The 18,120-nt window shown below is 51.4% G+C and carries 21 protein-coding genes; 10 read left to right on the top strand and 11 right to left on the bottom strand.

The features are described 5' to 3' along the window. Positions 1–237: 237 nt before the first annotated feature. Positions 238–1,449: an ornithine--oxo-acid transaminase gene (locus tag NST37_RS10415; RefSeq protein WP_003387339.1), complete on the bottom strand. Its 1,212-nt coding sequence runs from the start codon at positions 1,447–1,449 to the stop codon at positions 238–240. A 229-nt stretch (positions 1,450–1,678) separates the two neighbouring features. On the opposite strand from NST37_RS10415, the gene NST37_RS10410 reads away from it, so the two are divergent. Then, the gene (locus NST37_RS10410) at positions 1,679–3,079 is read left to right on the top strand and encodes a sigma-54-dependent Fis family transcriptional regulator (protein WP_024984823.1); all 1,401 of its coding nucleotides are present in this window, start codon (positions 1,679–1,681) and stop codon (positions 3,077–3,079) included. Positions 3,080–3,267: 188 nt separating this feature from the next. After that, entirely contained in the window at positions 3,268–4,680 is a 1,413-nt protein-coding gene (locus tag NST37_RS10405; RefSeq protein WP_003387341.1) for an amino acid permease, read from the top strand. 259 nt (positions 4,681–4,939) lie between these two features. On the opposite strand, the gene NST37_RS10400 is transcribed toward NST37_RS10405, so the two are convergent. Then, a complete protein-coding gene (locus NST37_RS10400; protein ID WP_003387343.1) occupies positions 4,940–6,163 on the bottom strand; it encodes an MFS transporter in 1,224 nt (407 codons plus the stop codon). A 132-nt stretch (positions 6,164–6,295) separates the two neighbouring features. Here NST37_RS10400 and NST37_RS10395 point away from each other — a divergent pair, with 132 nt between their 5' ends. Next, positions 6,296–7,177: a LysR family transcriptional regulator gene (locus NST37_RS10395; RefSeq protein WP_003387345.1), complete on the top strand. Its 882-nt coding sequence runs from the start codon at positions 6,296–6,298 to the stop codon at positions 7,175–7,177. A gap of 17 nt (positions 7,178–7,194) precedes the next feature. Here NST37_RS10395 and NST37_RS10390 read toward each other — a convergent pair whose 3' ends face one another. Both NST37_RS10390 and NST37_RS10385 read right to left on the bottom strand, forming a co-directional pair. Beyond that, positions 7,195–7,860 (bottom strand): phosphatase PAP2 family protein, encoded by a 666-nt coding sequence (locus tag NST37_RS10390; RefSeq protein ID WP_052259722.1) that lies wholly within the window; start codon positions 7,858–7,860, stop codon positions 7,195–7,197. Further along, positions 7,857–8,312: a DUF188 domain-containing protein gene (locus tag NST37_RS10385; protein WP_003387348.1), complete on the bottom strand. Its 456-nt coding sequence runs from the start codon at positions 8,310–8,312 to the stop codon at positions 7,857–7,859. The genes NST37_RS10390 and NST37_RS10385 overlap by 4 nt, the downstream gene beginning before the upstream one ends. 76 nt (positions 8,313–8,388) lie before the next feature. Between NST37_RS10385 and NST37_RS10380 the strand changes: the two genes are divergently transcribed. Then, on the top strand, positions 8,389–8,703 hold the full coding sequence (locus NST37_RS10380) for a hypothetical protein (RefSeq protein ID WP_003387349.1): 315 nt from the start codon (positions 8,389–8,391) through the stop codon (positions 8,701–8,703). Positions 8,704–8,794: 91 nt separating this feature from the next. Here the strand turns inward: NST37_RS10380 and NST37_RS10375 are convergent, their stop codons facing one another. Next, positions 8,795–9,745 (bottom strand): S8 family peptidase, encoded by a 951-nt coding sequence (locus NST37_RS10375; protein WP_327955995.1) that lies wholly within the window; start codon positions 9,743–9,745, stop codon positions 8,795–8,797. A gap of 206 nt (positions 9,746–9,951) precedes the next feature. Between NST37_RS10375 and NST37_RS10370 the strand changes: the two genes are divergently transcribed. After that, positions 9,952–10,182 (top strand): stage VI sporulation protein F, encoded by a 231-nt coding sequence (locus NST37_RS10370; protein WP_003387351.1) that lies wholly within the window; start codon positions 9,952–9,954, stop codon positions 10,180–10,182. Between the two features lie 76 nt (positions 10,183–10,258). Here the strand turns inward: NST37_RS10370 and yjcZ are convergent, their stop codons facing one another. From yjcZ to rnz, 4 genes are all read right to left on the bottom strand, one after another. Beyond that, positions 10,259–10,360 carry a sporulation protein YjcZ gene (gene yjcZ, locus NST37_RS10365; RefSeq protein ID WP_122957726.1) on the bottom strand — a complete coding sequence of 34 codons (102 nt, stop codon included), beginning with the start codon at positions 10,358–10,360 and terminating at the stop codon, positions 10,259–10,261. A 123-nt stretch (positions 10,361–10,483) separates the two neighbouring features. Beyond that, the gene (locus tag NST37_RS10360) at positions 10,484–11,125 is read right to left on the bottom strand and encodes a YitT family protein (protein WP_003387352.1); all 642 of its coding nucleotides are present in this window, start codon (positions 11,123–11,125) and stop codon (positions 10,484–10,486) included. A gap of 77 nt (positions 11,126–11,202) precedes the next feature. Then, on the bottom strand, positions 11,203–11,436 hold the full coding sequence (locus NST37_RS10355) for a hypothetical protein (protein ID WP_003387353.1): 234 nt from the start codon (positions 11,434–11,436) through the stop codon (positions 11,203–11,205). 24 nt (positions 11,437–11,460) lie between these two features. Further along, positions 11,461–12,438, bottom strand: coding sequence for a ribonuclease Z (gene rnz / locus NST37_RS10350; protein WP_003387354.1), 978 nt, complete (start codon positions 12,436–12,438; stop codon positions 11,461–11,463). 283 nt (positions 12,439–12,721) lie between these two features. On the opposite strand from rnz, the gene NST37_RS10345 reads away from it, so the two are divergent. Genes NST37_RS10345 through NST37_RS10335 form a run of 3 tightly spaced genes read left to right on the top strand, consistent with a single transcriptional unit; the run spans position 12,722 to position 15,310 of the window. Beyond that, a complete protein-coding gene (locus NST37_RS10345) occupies positions 12,722–13,714 on the top strand; it encodes an ABC transporter substrate-binding protein (protein ID WP_003387355.1) in 993 nt (330 codons plus the stop codon). Positions 13,715–13,719: 5 nt separating this feature from the next. Continuing rightward, positions 13,720–14,523, top strand: coding sequence for an ABC transporter ATP-binding protein (locus NST37_RS10340; protein WP_339186639.1), 804 nt, complete (start codon positions 13,720–13,722; stop codon positions 14,521–14,523). Next, entirely contained in the window at positions 14,504–15,310 is an 807-nt protein-coding gene (locus NST37_RS10335; RefSeq protein WP_003387359.1) for an ABC transporter permease subunit, read from the top strand. The genes NST37_RS10340 and NST37_RS10335 overlap by 20 nt, the downstream gene beginning before the upstream one ends. A 304-nt stretch (positions 15,311–15,614) precedes the next feature. Here NST37_RS10335 and NST37_RS10330 read toward each other — a convergent pair whose 3' ends face one another. Together NST37_RS10330 and NST37_RS10325 are read right to left on the bottom strand one after the other, a co-directional pair. Then, on the bottom strand, positions 15,615–16,574 hold the full coding sequence (locus NST37_RS10330) for a tetratricopeptide repeat protein (RefSeq protein ID WP_003387360.1): 960 nt from the start codon (positions 16,572–16,574) through the stop codon (positions 15,615–15,617). 109 nt (positions 16,575–16,683) lie between these two features. Continuing rightward, positions 16,684–17,058: a hypothetical protein gene (locus tag NST37_RS10325; protein WP_003387361.1), complete on the bottom strand. Its 375-nt coding sequence runs from the start codon at positions 17,056–17,058 to the stop codon at positions 16,684–16,686. 178 nt (positions 17,059–17,236) lie between these two features. On the opposite strand from NST37_RS10325, the gene NST37_RS10320 reads away from it, so the two are divergent. Further along, positions 17,237–17,680 carry a DUF2621 domain-containing protein gene (locus NST37_RS10320; protein ID WP_003387362.1) on the top strand — a complete coding sequence of 148 codons (444 nt, stop codon included), beginning with the start codon at positions 17,237–17,239 and terminating at the stop codon, positions 17,678–17,680. A gap of 76 nt (positions 17,681–17,756) precedes the next feature. Next, the gene (locus NST37_RS10315; RefSeq protein ID WP_003387363.1) at positions 17,757–17,999 is read left to right on the top strand and encodes a hypothetical protein; all 243 of its coding nucleotides are present in this window, start codon (positions 17,757–17,759) and stop codon (positions 17,997–17,999) included. Positions 18,000–18,120 lie beyond the last annotated feature (121 nt).

The following is an 18,120-nucleotide window of genomic DNA, read 5'->3' as shown; positions in this document are numbered from 1 at the left end:
CTGATATCCACAGGCAATGGGGATATCATGTGGGTAAGCTGTGGGCAAACTGTGTGCAACTGACAAAAAGGCAGGGTTGTCCATGTGGATTCTCCCTGCGCTTTTATCCACATGTTGTCGCAATTTGTCGAACGATTAACCTGCTTTTTCCCTTGCTTGAGTGGAGATTTGTCCGACTGACCATAAAAAGGACCATCCCCGCTAAAGGAGATAGTCCACTTTTTTGGAAGAGATCACTTATACATTTGCTGTTTCCGTTACTTGCAAGACTTGCTTGATCCGTTCGATCGCCCAATCCAGATCTTCCTTCGTAATAACCAAAGGCGGTGCAAAGCGGATTGTAGTCTCATGCGTTTCCTTGCACAGCAGCCCCAGTTCTTTCAGCTTTTCACAATACGGGCGAGCAGCCGTTTCCAGCTCCAGTCCAATAAACAGACCGCGTCCGCGAATTTCTTTGATCAACGGGTTTTTGATCTCCTTCAATTTTCCGAGGAAGTACTCACCCAGCTCTTGGGAGCGTTCCACCAGCTTTTCGTCAACCAGGACGTCCATGGCCGCTACGGCGACAGCACAGCCGAGCGGATTGCCGCCAAAGGTCGAACCGTGGGAACCAGGTTCAAAGACGCCCAGAACTTCACGGTCTGCCGCTACAGCCGAAATCGGGAACACACCGCCTCCGAGCGCTTTCCCCATAATGTACATATCCGGCTTCACGTCTTCCCAATCAGACGCAAACAGCTTGCCTGTACGGCCAAAGCCCGTTTGGATTTCGTCGCAGACGAGCAGCACATTGTTGGCCTTGCACAGCTCATACGCCTGCTTGAGATAGCCTTGCGGCGGAATGATGATGCCGGCTTCCCCCTGGATTGGCTCCAGCATGAACGCTGCCGTGTTCGGCGTAATCGCCTGTTTCAGCGCTTCGATGTCACCGTACGGGATAATCTTAAAGCCTGGGGTAAATGGACCAAACCCACGCTGGTAGCCAGGATCGGAAGAGAAGGAGGTGATCGTAACTGTACGCCCGTGGAAGTTGCCCTCGCACACGATAATTTCAGCCTGGTTATCCGGCACTTTTTTGACGTCATATGCCCAACGGCGAACAGCCTTGAGCGCCGTTTCCACCGCTTCTGCTCCGGTGTTCATCGGCAAAATCATATCCTTGCCGGTCATTTCAGCAAGCTTCTCATAAAAGTTGCCAAGCTGATCATTGTAGAAAGCCCGGGAAGTCAGCGTCACTTTGTCAGCCTGATCCTTCAGCGCCTTGATGATGCGCGGATGGCGATGCCCCTGGTTCAGAGCCGAGTATGCGCTCAGCATGTCCAGGTATTTGTTGCCTTCGGGATCTTCTACCCAAACGCCTTCTGCCTTGGAAATAACGATCGGAAGCGGATGATAGTTGTGAGCACCGAATTTTTCTGTTTGATCAATGACCCGGTTTGACTTGTTCATATGTTCATTGCCTCCTTGATTATGCGATGTCTCTCTTTTATTCAAGAATGATGCCAACTGTTTGAGCCTGTACAAATCCTTGGTTTCAGCGGGAAGGGCATTCCCACAGAGCAAAAAAAGTTTGCATCATATCCTTCTTTTGTCCATATTAGCGCATAATTATTTTGCACCTTTTCCATCCTATGGTATGATGTACCTCATACCATACCAACAGGCAGGTGCATTTTGGATGTCATCCGGGCAAAAGCTGAACTTACCCGACCATACCCTACATGTCTTTGAAACCATTTTGGACAGTGTCAATGAAGGTATCCACGTAATCGACGCATCGGGTACCACGATTGTATACAATCGCAAAATGACTGAGATGGAATCGATGAGCAAGCGAGACGTTCTCAACAAGCCACTGGACGAAGTGTTTCAGTTCCCTCCCGGCCAGGAAAGCACGCTGCTTACTTGTTTGCGTACCGGCAAAAGCGTCCGCAACGTGAGACAGACGTACTTCAACGACAAAGGTCAGGAGATCACGACGATAAACAACACGTTCCCGATCCTCAAGGATGGAGAACTCATCGGCGCAATGGAGCTTGCGAACGATGTGACAAAAATGGAGCGGCTAATCCGTGAAAATCTGTGGGAAAAGAACGGCGCGCGCTACACCTTTGACAAAATTATCGGTGTAAGTCCCGCTATTCTGGAGGTTGTGGAAAATGCCAAGCGTGCGGCAAGGACCTCTTCCTCTGTATTGGTCGTAGGGGAAACGGGAGCTGGCAAAGAGCTCTTTGTCCAGAGCATTCACAATGCAAGTCTCCGCGCCTCGGCTCCCTTCATTTCACAGAACTGTGCTGCCCTGCCTGATTCCTTGATCGAAGGACTCCTCTTTGGAACTGCCCGTGGCGCATTTACCGGAGCAGTGGAGAGACCCGGCCTGTTCGAACAAGCAGAAGGCGGTACCTTGTTCCTGGACGAGATCAACTCGCTTAGTATGCCCCTGCAGGCAAAACTGTTGCGGGCCTTGCAGGAAAAGTCCATCCGGCGCATCGGGGACACAAAAGACAGGTCCATCGACGTACGAATCGTAGCCGCGATGAATGAAGACCCGGTAGAAGCCATATCCCATCAGCGCTTGCGAAAGGATCTGTATTACCGCCTCGGCGTGGTAACGCTTTTTATTCCACCCCTGCGTGAACGGAGAGAAGATATTCCGCTTTTGATCCAGCATTTTATCGACAAGTACAATCACCTGTTCCAAATGAGCGTCGAAGGTGTAAGTGAAGACGTGCTGGCGTTTTTCATGGGACACGACTGGCCCGGAAACGTCAGGGAGCTTCAGCACGTTATCGAAGGTGCGATGAATCTGATGGTAGACGAAACCGTTATTACCTCCGAGCTGCTTCCTTACCATTTTTTACGCCGCACATCTGCACCCATAAAGGAAAAGATAACAGTACTACCCGTATCGGACGAAATCTCTCCTTTGAAACAAAAAATGCAGGAGTTCGAAACGTACTATATTCAGAAAGTCGTTGAGAAGAACAACGGCAATATTTCCCGTGCAGCCAAGGATTTGCAAATCAGCAGACAAAGCCTGCAATACCGCCTTCGCAAGTTAGGGGTTAAGCCAGTGTGAAGTGCAAATTTTTTTGGCGTTTGCCTGCTTTTTTTGCACGGAACGCCTATTTTTTTTGCACAAAACCTCTTTTTTGTCCCATAATAAACAACCGTTCCACAATTCCGACTTTGGCACACCATTTGCATAGGGAATATACACACAGTTTATGATCACAAGTTGTGCATTCACGTTAAGGAGAGGGTTACATGGCATCTACGAACGATCAACAACACAAATTAAAGCGGTCCATGAACAGTCGCCATCTCTTCATGATCTCTCTCGGCGGAGTAATCGGAACCGGTTTGTTTCTTGGCTCGGGTTATACGATCGGGCAGGCAGGTCCGATCGGCACGATTATCTCTTATTTGGTCGGCGGTTTCATCATGTATCTGACCATGCTCTGTCTTGGCGAGCTCTCAGTCGCCATGCCTGTAGCCGGTTCGTTTCAAACGTACATGACGAAGTTTGTGAGCCCGTCGCTGGGATTCGCTGTTGGCTGGCTGTATTGGTTTGGGTGGGCGGTTACGGTGGCTCTTGAGCTCTTGTCCTCGGGGCTCATGATGCAGCGCTGGTTTCCGGAGTCCCCGGTATGGCTGTGGTGTGCCATTTTTGGTGTCGTTCTGTTTCTTCTGAATGCGCTTTCCGCGCGAGCATTCGGAGAAAGCGAGTTCTGGTTTTCGAGTATTAAAGTAAGCGCTATCATCCTGTTCATCATTCTTGGCGGCGCAGCGATGTTCGGTCTGATCGAGATGAAAAACGGCCAGCCCGCCCCCATGTTTTCAAACTACGTGAACAGTCCGCTGTTGCCAAACGGAATTACCGGCTTGCTTTTGACCATGATTACCGTCAACTTTTCCTTCCAGGGAACAGAGCTGATCGGGATTGCTGCAGGAGAGAGCAAAGATCCGGAGAAAACCATTCCCAAATCCATTCGCACAACGGTCTGGAGAACTTTGGTCTTCTTCGTTCTCGCTATCTTCATCCTGGCCGGCTTGATCCCTTACCAGCAGGCTGGTGTTGTTGAAAGTCCATTCGTAGCTGTATTTGACAGCATCGGCATTCCTTACGCCGCCGACATCATGAACTTCGTTGTGCTCACAGCCCTTTTGTCCGTTGCCAACTCAGGACTTTATGCCGCCACGCGGATGCTCTACTCTCTCTCCCACAGCGGCATGGCGAGCAAAAAGCTGGGCATGACAAACCGCAAAGGCATTCCGATGAACGCGCTTTTGATCACCTTTGCCATTTCTCTGCTCTCTCTGCTGTCTGGTTTCTTTGCAGAAGAGACCGTCTTTATGGTGCTGCTCTCGGTTGCCGGACTGGGTGCGCAGGTCGGCTGGATTTCGCTCTCCGCTTCCCAGCTCGCTTTCCGCCGTCAATACCTGAGAAATGGCGGGAAACTGGAAGATTTGAAATTCAAGACTCCTCTGTATCCGTTCTTGCCATTGCTCGCCCTCGTGCTGAACATTGCCGTTCTGGTCAGTCTCGCATTCGACCCGAGTCAGCGGATTGCCCTTTATGGAGGGGTGCCGTTCGTGCTCATCGCAATTCTGATTTATCAGCTGTACTTTAAAAATAAATCCGGAAACTCATCGGAACCGAATGGAAATGCGGCCTGATCGTCCGGAACAAAAAGAAAAGCTTGCGGCCACCCACAGCCGCAAGCTTTTCGTCATTTACGTTTACATCGACAAACGAACGATTTCAGTTATGACCACCATGGCAAAGACGGCAAACCCAAGGGAACTGGCTACCAGCAGCATGCGTTTAACCTTATTCATGTCTTCCATTTGCGATTCCCTCCATTTCTCTATTGCCAACCATCTCTACCGTTATATACGAATGACAAATGGAAAATGTTTCAACTTCTATACAATTTTATGAACGTGCCACTTTTGTACAGCTCTTTCCGCTTTCGTCCGTCTGTACGGCATGTTCCATCCGGTACATTTGCCAAGCGACTCCGATGCCGACCACCAGACAAATCGTCCACGGCAGCCATGGGGCTCCCAACTGGCGGGAAGTATCATATACCCAGCCCCCGAGAAGCTGCCCGAAAGACCCGCCAATTGCGAGGGCATATCCGTTAAATCCATAGTAGGCGCCGACATGCTCCCGAGGCGCCAAGCGAGGAACCACTTCCACCAGGTTAGGTACGGCGATCATGGTACCTAGCGCGTACAGAAAGGCATTGATGATTAACATCCATAGGTTATCAGCAAAGGCGAGCAAAAACAACCCGGCACCCATTACCAGTGTCCCGATGCCGATCAGCGTAAAGCGCTGCGTATACCCTTCGAGCCACTTCGTCACCTTCATCTGCAGCAAAATGACGGAAAGAGAAATCGCGGACAGCACGATCCCTACATCGGCCTTTTGATGTGTCACATCCTCCACCAATTGCGGGATGGTGAGAAACAACTGCATATTCAAATAGTAATACCCCATCAGGATCATGGTGTAGCGCACGAAACGGCTATCCTTGATGACGTGGGACATACTGCTCCAGATGCTGTGAGTCGTATTTTTCGCGGCGATCGGCTGCAGGAAAAACAGCACGAGCAGCCCGTTTGCGGCAAACATCCCGCCGGCAAACAGCGACAAATACGTAAAGTCAACGGTAGCCAACGCCGTACCGACAATTTGCGACCCGACGATCCCGATATTGGTCAATACGTTTCGCAGTGAAAATACTTCTTTGCGAATCGATTCTGGCGTAAGGACTGCAAAGGCGGCAGAACCTGCAGGATCAAACAAAGAGCCTCCCAGCCCCGACAAAATCGCTGCGACAAAAAAATGCCACGTTTCCGTACAGAACGCAAACATGGCAAAGCCGATGGCCCGTATCCACAGTCCCAGTACCATGGTTCCCTTGTAGCCGAATTTATCGGCTACGACCCCGCCCAAAAAGGCAAAGCCCTGTTGCGAAAATTGCCGTACACTCAGCACCAGTCCAGCCATGGCAACCGTCCAGCCGATGCTGCCCGTCAGATGCAGAGTCAGGTAAGGAATCAACGCATAAAAGCCCAGATTCATCATGAAAGAAGTTCCCAGCAGCAGCTTGACGGAGACCGGGGTTTCTCTCCATATCTCCCGATTCATTTCAACCACTCACTCTCCTGTTTTCCGGTCCAGCAAATAAAGATACCTTCAGCTTATAAAGCAAGGTATAATTTGAGAAACGATTCTTTTTGTATAGAGTTATCAATTCTCTAGATAAGAGGGAAGAAGTGAATGGATTTTGAACAACTGCGGGCTTTTTATACACTCGCCCAAACCAAGAACTTTACCAAGGCTGCCGAAATGCTGCATCTGGTCCAGTCCACGGTAACGATGCGCATCAAGCAATTGGAAGAAAAAGTAGGCAAACCTCTGTTTACGAGGGACAAGAGAAGCGTCGAGATCACTCAGGCCGGCCTTACCTTGCTCCCCTATGCCGAACGCATTCTCAAGCTGGCAAATGAAGCGTTGAGCGAAGTAGCTTCTCTGCAGCCCTATGAAGACTACCTTTCCATCGGCAGCCTCAATGCCATCTGGACATCGACCCTGGAACCGATCTTGAAGGAGTACCACTATCGCTATCCGCAAATTGCCATCAGCACCAAAACCGGGCACTCCTCCGATGTCATCCAATATTTGCTTGATAACATGATCCAGATCGGCATTGTCTATATCCCGCCTTCCCTGCCCAATTTCGAGGTGATCCCCACATGGGAAGACGAGATCGTTCTCGTCTGCAAGGCTGGCGACTCTGTGACGGCGGCGACTCACATAGACGCCCGGGAGCTTCGGAATTTGCCGCTCTTGTACGTCAACTGGGGCCCTCCGTTTGACGAATGGATTCGTCAGACTCTGCCTCGCAACTACGTCCCCAAATTGCATGTGGACAAAGCGGAGCTGGCGATCGATCTGGTCAAGGAAGGTCTTGGCGTCAGTCTGCTTACCCGTTCTACGGTGAAAGCCGACCTCGCTGCCGGGACGCTCAAGGAAATGGTGATTGTCGGCAGCAAGCCGCCGAAGCGCTCGGCATACATCGTGCTGCCAAAGGACAAAAAAAACAAGCCCAGCGTGGAAAAATGGCTGAGCCTGATGAAAGAATTCGGCTATTCCATTTAAGCAAGTCTCTCGGAAGCTCACTTTTGCGAGGAGGCAAACGTCGGGTAGTACGATGCTTTGCCCGCCTCTCCCCATTTTGCACGTGCAAATCGGAACAAAAAGTACCAGCCTGCCGCGAAACAAGCACCGGTCGTCACATCGCTCGGAAAATGAACTCCCAGATAGACACGACTTGCAATAATGGCGACAATCAACAGATAAAGCAGCGGCGCTGCCCATTTGGCCCAACTCCGAGGGATCATAAGCGGCAGCAGCGACGCCAGGATCGCATAATAAACCGAACTGACCATGGCATGGGCACTGGGAAAGGAATACGAATCCGGTCTGGCAATCAGATTATGTCCGACTGGACGTTCCCTCGCAAACGAATTTTTCATCCACTCATTCATACAGGCCGCCCCCAGCATGACAATCGCCACGATGACCGCTTCACGGCGGTAGCCTCTCCAGTACAGCCACAGGACGAGAAGTCCGCTAAGCGCGACGATCGCCTTGGTCCCTCCCAAACCCGTCAACACTGTCAGCACTATCGTCAGCTCATCAGAGCGCGCCTCCTTTGCCAATGCGAAACCTGCCTGGTCAAACGCTCCGAAACCATCCTGGAAATAAACGGAGACAAGAGCAGCTGCAATAAGAAAAAAGACGGCTGCGCCCCACAAATATTTTGAACTGTTCTGTTTCATCCAATCTCCCCCCCATCGTCCATCAGCGCTCTCAGCGCTTCCGCAAAACGCTCGTCATCCTGGGCGCTTCTGGCGGCTGGACCTCTTGTACGCCCGCCGCCTCTGCGATACCGGGCTTTTTCATTGCGCTCTTCCAGGTGGAAGGCAATTCGCTCTGAATGAAATATTGTTCCATGCGGTGAAACCGCCTTTGCGCGCTTTCCCAAAATCAATGCGGCAAGGCCGATATCTTGCGTGACTACGATGTCTCCTCGCTCTGCTTCATTGGCCAGTTTCATATCAACGGCTTGTGGTCCGGCATCGACTGTGACGTGATCGGCACCGGTCAATTGATGATTGAAGCTGGCAAAGGTGATGCATCGCCAGCCCCTTTCCGCACATAGCGTTCTGGCTATAGCCAAGGCTTGACGGGGACAAGCGTCGGCATCGATCAGCACCCGCTTTTCTTTCATATGCCTGCACCTCTTTTCACACTTTCCCCCCTTCTCCTTTTTTGATACGATGGACGTGAGAGGAGTGAATGTACCTTTGCGTTACGAATTTGTCTACGATGAACGGATGGGTATTCGTCTTCCCGCCCTTCAGCACGACTGGGAAGAGTATTCGCCAGGTGAAAGGGCAGACATCCTGATGGAGTGGGAAGAAATCCGTTCCACGATCCCGGATCGCATCATCAAGCTGGAAGCGATGATCATAGAAAAACAGACACAGTTGGATGTCGAAGAGGATTTCCCCCGCTCCTGTCAGCTGAACTCGGAAATCCACGAAATAGCGAGTATCATTAACGATCTTAATATATGGTTCCGCGTACAGCAAGACTACGACACCAAGATTCATGGGTAAATCCGGGCGGGCACACAAAGAAACCGGGCTGCATCCGTACTCTATGCGACCCGGTTTCTTTTTTTTTGCTGTCACGTTTTCAAAAATCCCCTTAGCTGCCTGCCGCCTGCACCCTGCTTTTTTTCTTGCGGGCGAGCTTTAACGCAAGCATGCCGGTGACATGCGGTGCAGCCATCGAGGTCCCGTTCAGTGTACGGAAGCTGTCCCCCGGCCATGTCGACAAGATTTCCACGCCTGGCGCCTTCATGTTCATCCCTTTTCCCCGTGCACTGAAGTTTGCCAGATTGCCGTTTCGGTCAATCGCACCTACTCCAATCACTCCAGGGTACCTGGCCGGGTACTCCACCTCTCCTCCGTTGTTCCCGGCAGAAGCGACCATGACAATCCCCCGCTTCGATGCTTTCTTGACCATCCGGGCCAATGCTTCGCTGTACTGTCCCATTCCAAAACTCATATTGACAATATCCATCTCGTTTTCAATCGACCAGTTCAAGGCTCTGATAATATCGGATAATGAAGCCGTTCCATCCTCGCGAAAGGCTTTCACGTCATACAGGTCCGCTTCCGGAGAAACCCCGACGATCCCTGTATGGTTCATCTCCGCCACAATGATACCCGCTACATGGGTACCATGGCCGTTCCGCTTTCCTCCCACCAGATTGACGCCGCCCTTGACCCGATCCTTTAATTCAAAATGGTCCCGGGCGATGCCTGTATCAATTACAGCAATCTTGACTCCATTTCCCCTGCCCTTTCTCCACATGCGTTCGGCACCGATGTACTTGACTCCCCATGGCACTTCGTCTTCACCGTGCGCCTCGTCTTCTGCGTGCACGGTGACTGTGGCATTCTCTTCAACATGGGGATTGTATTTGCGGAACTCTTCCTCAAACAGCTCGAACATATCCTGCCTGACGCAAAGACAGGACAAATCATGATAGCAGTTCCACGGCTGTTTTACTGAGAGGCGGGACACCCTCTCCTGCAACTCGGACAAAATCTTGGGGAACGGCTGCTTTGGATGAAAAGAGATGATTTTCAACCCACTTTTTCCTCCTATCGTGACAAATGTCTGCATCATCTTATGTATTCGCGGAGTGGGTGGGTTGGGTATATACACAGACGAAAAAAATTGGGCGTCCATGTATCCGCTTTTGTCCATACATCTTTGTCTTGGCTGCCATATGACTGCAAATGGGGCGGTTTTGCCTTCTAGCAGACAAATGGGAAAGGGAGTGACGAAACCCGATGGCCAAAACAAAAGATTTGTTGAAGAAATTGAATAAAAAAAGCAAGAAGAAACTGAGCATGAGCGACGTCAAGTCACTGGCAAAAGGGTACAAAAAGAAAGATTTCAAGGATGACAAAAAGCTGAAGAAACTGATTAAAAAAGTAAGCAAAGCGGTGGGCATCAAGCTGTCAGACAAACAGATTTCCAAAGTCCGCAAGCAGGTAAAGGAACGGTTGCCAGGTCTCTAGGAAAAAGGAATCCAAAAAGGAGAGCATGAGCTGCTCTCCTTTTTGGTTCTGACCCGAACCGAATGTTCCCTGTCCGTTAGTCGTCGCACGAACAACCGACAATAGCCAGCAACACGAAGAGGACAAGAACCAAAGAGAAATCGTCAAAGTTGCCTTTGAACAGACTCAATCCATTCACCCTCCTTTGTCGACAAACTACTCATATGGTATGTACATAACAAAAAACGTGATTGGACTATTGCCCAATCACGTTACCCGCATATCCCTCATCGTTTGACAGTTGTGCGTATTCTCTCTTGGTCTAGCTTGCCTTGCGGTGCAGCGGCTCTGCCATACCATATGGCTTTTGCATCACCTGCTGCCAGAACGGAATCGTCCGTTGAATCAGCGGTCCCGTCAGTACAGCCACGAGAACGGTCCCTACCGATACCGGTCCACCGAGAGCAGCTCCCGCCAGCAGAACGCTCACTTCGATAATCAACCGGACTCTTTGGATACTCCATCCCATCCGTTCATTCATCGCCAGCATGAAGCTGTCCCGTGGTCCTGCTCCCAGCCGCGGCGAAAGGTACATCCCGATCCCTACGGCTGACACCAGGAGTCCGGTCAGCAGCATCAAGACACGCTGGACGATTCCTTCGACCTCAGGGATGATGTTCATCCACAGGAACATATCCAAAAAGAGTCCGAAGCAGATCATATTTAAAAACATGCCAAACGTCGGTTTGATTTTCGCCAATACAAACGACAGGAAAATGACAATGACACCGACGATTTGCGACCAGAGTCCGATGGTCAACCCAAATGTTTTTTGCAAACCGATGTGAAACACATCCCAGGGGGATACCCCCAGATTGGCTTTGATCATCAGTACGCATCCAAAAGCACCAATAAACAATCCAAGCACAAACATGGCGTAACGAACCACGATGGGGCCGCCCATCCGTATACCGGACACCTCAGCTCACCTTTCCTCTCCCGATATCTGCTTTCTTCGCGGGTCAGAAAATCCGTGATTCGCTATCCGCCATCCTGCCACCCGGCAATGACTTCGTGAAAGACGCCGTCCTTTCGAAAATAAGCTTCAGCTTTTGGCCGGTCCAAATACATGCCGGCCTCTTCCAGCCTCTCGCCTGACAAGATAACCTGGCGCTGCTTGTTCTGATCGTCCCGGTACTCGACTACCAGCGACAGCTCCTGCTCTAGACAGTATTCCTTCAGCTCCTGTGCAGAAGCAAAGGTTACCCGTTTCATGGTTTCCCTTCTTTCTTGCGATGATCATTCATTATAGCAGGGTTTCTCCATTTCTCCCACTGTGTTTCTCTCCCGTTTTACGGAGAATGAGGCAAAATCGCTGGCAAGGGCCGTCTCGGGAAAGATCTCCTGGGCTTCTCTGAGCAGATCCTCCATCGTCAGATCGCCATCCTCATTTTCATACCGAGGACTGAAATGGGTCAGACACAGGCTCTTTACGCCAGCCTCCTTGGCAAGCTGAGCCACCTCACGGGCAGTCGAGTGACCGCTCCTCACCGCCAATTCCTTGTCAGCAAACGCATAGGTTGCTTCGTGTACGAGCAGGTCGGCATTCCTGGCCAGCTCCTTGACCGCTTCGCAGGGCTCCGTATCTCCACTGAACACAACTGCCCTGCCCTTTTGGGAAGGTCCGACAAAATCTTTTCCGTCGACGACTCGTCCATCCGGAAGCATGACCTGTTCTCCCCGTTTCAGAGCAGCGTACAGCGGCCCGGCCGGAATACCGGCTGCTTTCGCCCGCTCTACCAAAAAGGGACCCGGCTTTTCCTTTTCGTGAACAGCATAGGCATAGGCTGGCACCCGGTGCTGAACCTTCCTGCAGGCGACGGTAAAGTCCCCGTCCTCAAAAATCGTTCCCTCTTCGATGATCTTGATATGGAGCTGATAATGCAGATGCACGGGGCTAACATCCATCACGGCCTTGACATATCGCTCCACTCCTGGAGGACCGTACAGCTCTACCGACGCAGCACTGTCATTTCGCAACGAACGGCTGGCGAGCAGACCGATCAGCCCGTATAAATGGTCCCCGTGAAGGTGGGTAATAAAGATTTTCTCAAGCTGACTGAGCTTTAGCCGCGAGCGAAGGATTTGGTGCTGTGTTCCTTCCCCGCAGTCAAACAGCCACCATTTTGCGCTCTGGTCAAAACTGAGGGCGATTCCGCTTACATTTCTTCTGGTGGAAGGGGCACCCGAACCTGTACCTAAAAACGTCACTTGCATGTCTGTTCACGTTCTCCTTTATTCTCTTTTCTTTCGGTGCCTGTCCGCCTATTGGGCATTCACCCTTTTTTCTCTGGGCGCATACGTTATTAAAAACTTGGCATCGCCAGGTTTATTGGCGGAGCTTCGCTGCGAAGCACAGGTTTTATCCATGCCGACGGTGCAACAGAGCTCTGTAGCCCAGCCGGCGACTTTACCCGATAGGTACCGTTGGCGTTGGTCCCTATCGAACCGTTGAAAATTTGTCAATCGTTCAGGTAACCACCTGACAGGAGGGTTGAGGATGAAGCGTTTACTTTCATTGGGTCTGGCTGCCTCCCTGGCACTGACCGCGATCATAAGCGGCTGCTCCGGGGGCACAGAAAAAATCCGAATCGGCGAAGTGACCCGTTCCCTGTTTTACGCGCCGCAATACGTTGCGCTCGAAAAGGGCTTCTTTAAAGAAGAGGGTCTCGAAGTAGAGCTGAGCACGACGTGGGGCGGAGACAAAACCATGACAGCGCTGCTATCGGACGGGATCGACGTGGCCCTGGTCGGCTCGGAAACGAGTATTTATGTCGCCCAGCAGGGTGCTCAAGATCCGGTGATAAATTTTGCGCAGTTGACCCAGACCGACGGCACATTCCTGGTGTCGCGCAAGAAAATCGACAACTTTTCGTTTGACCAATTGAAGGGCAGCGTCTTCCTCGGCCAGCGCAAGGGTGGGATGCCTCAAATGGTCGGCGAGTATGTACTGAAAAAGAACAAGATTGATCCGCATGCGGATCTGGAGCTCATCCAAAATATCGAGTTTAAAAACGTCGCTTCTGCCTTTGCCTCCGGAACCGGCGAATTCGTGCAGTTGTTCGAGCCCGAAGCCTCGCAGTTTGAACTGAACGGGATCGGCCATGTCGTTGCATCGTTCGGCAAGGAGAGCGGCACTGTGCCGTACACGGTCTTTATGACAAAGCAAAGCTACCTCGACAAGCATCAAACCGCTATTCAAAAGTTTACCAATGCAATCTATAAAGGGCAACAATGGGTAGCGTCCCACTCTCCAAAAGAGATAGCTGAGGTAATCGCTCCCTACTTCCAGGACATCAAGCCGGAAATTCTGGAGAGCTCGATCAAGCGCTATCTGGAGCAAGGCTCCTTTGCGACAGATCCGATCCTGGACGAAACCGAATGGAATCAGCTTCAGGACATTATGGACTCAGCAGGTGAATTGAAGCAGCGTATGGATTACGCCAAGCTCGTCAATACCACCTTTGCCAAAACCGCTAAAGAAGGGAAGTAAAAAACATGAACCAGCTTCTTTCTACGCCGGCCAAGATTGAGCTACGCCACGTCACGCATCTCTACGTATCGACTTCCAGGGCGTTCATGGCGGTCAGGGAAATCAACCTGCGCGTGGAGGAAGGCGAGTTCATCTGTCTGGTCGGCCCCAGTGGATGCGGAAAAACGACGCTGCTTTCGCTGATAGCCGGTCTGGAGAAGCCTACTGCCGGCAAGGTGCTGATCGAAGGCGCCAGCGTGCAGGGGACCTCTCGCCAGGTAGGATACATGCTGCAGCAGGATTATCTGTTCAACTGGCGGACGATCGAAGAAAACGTATTTCTCGGTCTGGACATTCAGGGAATCCGAAATAAAGAAACAGAGGATTACGCTCTGCATCTGCTGGCTGAGATGGAGCTGGCCGATGTGCGCCACTCTTACCCTGCACAGCTTTCCGGCGGCATGCGTCAACGGGTGGCGCTCGTGCGGACACTCGCCTGTCAGCCTGATATTCTGCTGCTTGACGAACCGTTCTCGGCACTCGACTACCAGACCAAGCTGAAGCTGGAGGACCTGATTTTTTCGGCCTTGCGCCGTCACAAAAAGACTGCCATCCTCGTGACACACGATCTGTCGGAGTCAATCGCGATGGGAGACCGTATCTACATCCTTGCCCGCAATCCCGGACGCATCAACAGTGAAGTCGCTGTCCCGGCAGAAATCCGCAGCGCACTTCCCTTTGATGCCCGCAACCTGCCTGGATTTCAGGACCTGTTCCATCAAGTCTGGAAAGAGATGGAGGTGGTCTCCGATGCAACCAAAGGAAATTGAAGCGATCCACCGGGATCACATCAAACAGAAAGCGAAAGAACGAAATCTGATTCTTTTAACCCAGTTGTCGATCTTCGTCGTTTTTGTCGGTGTCTGGGAGTGGCTGGCCCGCATCAATGCCATCAACGTGCTCATTTTCAGCTATCCCTCCAAGATGTGGGAGCTGTTTTGGGCACAACTGCTGGACGGCAGACTCCTTCCCCATATCGGAATGACCGTCTGGGAGACCGTCGTGGGCTTTCTCTTGGGGACGCTGCTGGGAACACTGCTGGCCACGCTCATCTGGTGGTCGCCATTCCTCTCCCGGGTACTCGACCCTTATCTGGTCGTGTTGAACAGCATGCCTAAAGTAGCGCTAGGCCCGGTGTTCATCGTCTTCCTCGGTCCCGGCCTGTTGTCCATTATCGCGATGGGCTGTGCGATCTCAGTGATTATCACGACCATCGTCATTTACACCAGCTTCAAGGAAGTCAACCAAAATTACGTCAAGGTCGTTCAAACGCTCGGAGGGAACAAGCGGCAGATTTTCCGCATGGTAATTCTCCCCTCGACCATCCCCGCCATCCTCTCAACCTTGAAGGTGAATGTCGGCCTCTCCTGGGTAGGGGTGATCGTCGGTGAATTTCTCGTCTCGAAAATGGGGCTCGGCTACTTGATTATTTACGGCTTCCAGGTATTCAATTTTACTCTGGTCATGGTGGCTCTCGCGATCATCGCAGTCGTCGCAACACTCATGTATCAAGGTGTCGCGCTTCTCGAGAGGAGACTCACCAGCCAGTTCAAATAGATGGCAGCAAAGCGGCGTTGCTTGCGAAAATCGCGGGCAACGCCGTTTTTTACATGGGCAGAAGAAAAAGCGAGCGACTTCATCTCTGTTATAGGTAGTTTCTATAATAATTATGGTTTTAATAGAACTTACCTATCATAAAATCCAGATTATACTGATGCAAACAACAGATGGAAGGGGCCGTATATGTCGTCATTTGTATCCGTTTTTGGACCAATCATTTTTCCAATCATCCTGTTCATCGGCGTCGGCGCCGTGCCAACAGAAAGCGCCCGGCACAGGCACGGGCGCATTGTCTGCTTCTCTATCGCCAGAACTTCCACTTGCTCTTTTTTCCCGCTTCCTCTGGCTGTTCGCTCTGGCTGCTTTTCTTCATCGCCGCTTCCACCTCGTCAGCTCCGGGTATCCTCGCGATAAAGTGGTCGATCATCGGCTTGTACTGCTCAGATATGTGCTGCTGCATTTCGCGCAAGACGGCGATCGCTTTTTCCTTTTGGTCTGTGGACAGCAGTGCATTGGCATAGTTGAAGCCCGTAAACGGGTAGGCAATCTCCTCAGGCGACCAATACTCCTCGCAAATCTGAATCAGCTGGTACACGTACCCGGCTTGCCCCAGCTCTCCCGTTACCGTCATGATGACCTCTTCCTTTTCCGGTGCCCGCTGGATCGCTTCCTTGTACCACTGCATCGCCTTCAAAAGATTTTCCTCTGTCATCGCCAAACGGGCCATGTGAAGATGGGGACGCCAAGCCCCCTCTTTGGCCATAAGGGCTTCCAGGCGCTTGCGCAGCTCGTCCCGCTTGTTGAATTGCAAAAAGCTTTCCACGTACATATTCAAGCCGTTTTCCTGGTTCGGATCTTTGAACAGTCCCGCTTCCAGCGTCTCAAAGGCCTTTGCCTCCTCCCCTTCCAGGGCGTAGAGCTTGGCCAGATTGGTACAAGCCGTACCTGAAGACGGAAAACGCTCGAGACAGTCGAGCAGCATTTTCTTGGCCCGATCGTATTCCCCTGCCTGCATGTGCACGACAGCCCGAAAAATGAGCGCGGACTCAATCGGACCGTACAATTCCAGCAGCCGGTCAGCGGCAATGGCAGCCTGCACGGGAAACTTGTCGCGGACCAGCTCCATCGCAAAGTCACGCAGCTTTTCCTTGTCCTCCCAGTACTTGTCCAAATTTTGCGGAATCACTTTCTTTTGATAGTCCTCACGCGACATTTGCACAGTCTGGCCAAACTCATTCGTAAAGGTCACAAATTCTGACATGAAACAGCCTCTCTTTCTTTTGGTCAAAGGAGCTACAGGAGCATCTCCCCAAAAGAGAACGAACGATTTCCCGTAATAGAAAACCGCCCGCTTCCTTCGTCTCCCGTTCCTAAATCCAGGCTTTTATATTCACTTTCCGGATAAATTCTTCCATTGATTCTTTCACTGGTTCGCCATTTTCCGCTGCTTCGTCCTGAATACCCATCAGTTGACGGAACAGGGCTTCGTTGCGTGTTGCCAATGCGAAGTCAAGCAGGGCCTCTTTCTGGATACGATCTGCTTCCTGTTCCAGCAGAGTCTCCTCCAGAGCGATGTCATCCTCCACTACGGCGTACTGCTTATCGATCTTGGGAATACGGACAATCCAGGAAAATGCGCTGTCCGGATTGCGGTCTCTGCCGATGAGATACCCGTATTCTCCGATTGGCATACCTTGTTCAAAGGAGTCAGCAACGATGACGACACGTTGTCCAAGCTTGAACATGAGCGTCAACCCCTTCTGAGATTCATTCTAATCATACTAAATAGTATGCATACTTGGGAAGAGCAAACAGCGCCTTTGACTTTTTATGCAAAAAGATTTGTTGGAAAGGCAAAAATGCGATACACTTCTCTAGATAGGGCTTTTTCCAGTGTAATTGATTGGAACGAGGTGTACAAACATGACGCAATTGTCCACAGGATTCTCCGTATTTATCGTCGGCTGGACGGTTGTCCTGGTCTCGCTCATGGGAATCGGCGGTTTCTTCATGTTCCGCAAGTTCCTGAAATCGATGCCCAAGCAGGACGGCAAATCGGAACTCGACTGGCAGGACTACTATATCGAGCAAACCCGCTCCATGTGGACGGAGGACGGACTGGCTCTCCTGAATGAACTGGTAGAACCCGTCCCTCAGCTGTTTCGGGATGTGGCCAGGCGCAGCATCGCTGCCAAAATCGGCAAGCTTGCCCTGGATGAGAAAGCGACGTCGATCGATCTGGATCTGATCGTAAAAGGCTACATACTCGCGACGCCAAAGCGGGACCACAAATTTTTAATCGACCATCTCAAGAAAAAACAAATCGACTACTCCCCATACGAAAAGTACCTGCACATGGGCTCGTAGACGACCCAAAGCTTGAAACCATTTGCCCGGTCTGCCGTAAACGTAGATATCCCGCTCTACTAAGGAGACGATGTGTATGTCCGTACTGTTAGCGATTCTCGGAATCGGCCTGCTGCTGATCGTCATCGTGGTGGCCGTTGTTTTCGCCCTCCTCAAAAAAGGAGCAGGCTTTTTGTTCAAAGGAGGACATCGCGGGTACAAGCGCTACAGCAGCAGCGACTACCGTCATCGCGGCCTCTTCGGGCGCGGACATAAGTCTTACGGCCATTCGTACTACCGCCGGAAGCATTCCAGCCGGAGCGGTTTTTTCAGCAGCTAGGCTGGCAAACGCGGTAATTGGTTGATCCCGTGCACCGTAGATGTTTGCCTGCTATTATACGCAGATGCTGTTCGATTTGTTTTGCTTGATTCGCTTTCCTTATGAAATCAGGACCCTGCAA

This window comes from Brevibacillus sp. FSL K6-6036 (assembly GCF_037964015.1).
GTDB classification, from domain to species: domain Bacteria; phylum Bacillota; class Bacilli; order Brevibacillales; family Brevibacillaceae; genus Brevibacillus; species Brevibacillus borstelensis.
Note: the sequence above shows the minus strand (reverse complement) of the source record. Positions and strands in the feature narration are given on the sequence as shown.